Below are 1,404 nucleotides of genomic sequence, written 5' to 3' on the forward strand. Positions count from 1 at the left end.
TAAAGTTTCACTTTATCTTTCTATACTCTCATTAACTCATGGTTATGTACACATGTCAAGACAACTTATTACAATAGAAAAAGCCAACCTTTTCGTTGGCTTTTTCATATGCAATGGCTCCTTTTTGTTTTGCCAATTGCTGAAATGATTGTTTCGACTTCACAATCCATACTTTCGTTCCGATTGGAATGCGATCAAATAAATACTCCACATCGTTTTTCTTCATTCTTATACATCCTTGTGAAATATACTTTCCAATTGAACTAGGTTGGTTTGTTCCATGTATTCCATATTTACTTCCATCAGTTCCTCTTGCATTAAATCCAATCCACCTTGACCCAAGTGGATTTTTCGGTGATCCGCCTGGAATATTCTTCGCAATATAATACGGATCCTTCGCTTTCATTACAACATCAAAAGTTCCTTCTGGAGTTAATTCATTTGTTTTCCCTGTCGCTACTGGAAAAACCTTTTGAATCTTTCCATCGTCAATATAAGCTAGTTTATTCGTCGCTTTATTTACAATAATGAAAGGGTCTCCGGCACGTGGATTATCACCAAGAGGCCAAATAGGTGATAAAGAAAGACATAATATGAAAGAGAGAAGATACGGCATAAATAATTCCTACCTTCTATATAAGTTCTTTTATATTATCCTTTCCCTTAAAACGGCTTTTAATGAGTAAATATTGTTCCATTTCATACACAAGTTGAACAAGCTTCGCACGTATCTCAAATTCTTCACGTGTAACTGGCAATGGCATGTCTCTAAATAATTCTCTCATTTCTTGCAGCTGTCTTAAGGAAATAACCCCAGTACTCTCAGGGCTAATAGCATTCCCAATGTTTTCAACCACATCCGCAATCATGTCAGCTTGTTCATATGTCCATGATAAAGAAGCTGCTAGTGGTATCATTCGCTCTAAAATTTCGAATTGCTGCATACGCATATTAAAGTAGCGATAGTAATAGCCATCTTCTCGCATAAATGCATTCTCAAGTTTCTTAAACGATAAATCCCTTGCTTCATTTAGCATATTTTCAGTTTCAATAAGTTCTGCCCCGCTCCAATTACTTTCTCTGTTTCGTAAATAAACGACCATTTCAAACAAAATTGTTTTAAAATTACTTTCTATTGTATACTGATACTCTTTTAGCTTATTTTCACTACTTGGCATATACATATTCACTAATAAAGCCACGCTAATTCCTATCGTTAATATCGCAATTTCATTTCCAACAATAAGCCATGTAATTTGTTTCAATGAATATAGATGCATCACAATAACTGAACTCGTGACAATACCTTCTTGAATTTTAAGCATAACTGCAGTCGGAATAAATGTAAGTAATAATATACTAATTGCTAGTGGTGTATATCCAACTGTTTCAAAAATACAAAAA

Annotated in this window: 2 protein-coding genes; both read right to left on the reverse strand. The window is 34.3% G+C overall.

Features of this window, described 5'->3' with window-relative positions; translation table 11 throughout:
• Window positions 1-55: 55 nt before the first annotated feature.
• Window positions 56-616, reverse strand: coding sequence for a L,D-transpeptidase (locus K5S59_RS28160; protein ID WP_001146550.1), 561 nt, complete (start codon window positions 614-616; stop codon window positions 56-58).
• A gap of 16 nt (window positions 617-632) precedes the next feature.
• A partial coding sequence (locus K5S59_RS28165; protein ID WP_220784109.1) for an aromatic acid exporter family protein occupies window positions 633-1,404 on the reverse strand: 772 nt, incomplete at its 5' end.

Source organism: Bacillus sp. BML-BC051 (assembly GCF_019656175.1).
GTDB classification, from domain to species: Bacteria; Bacillota; Bacilli; order Bacillales; family Bacillaceae_G; genus Bacillus_A; species Bacillus_A mobilis.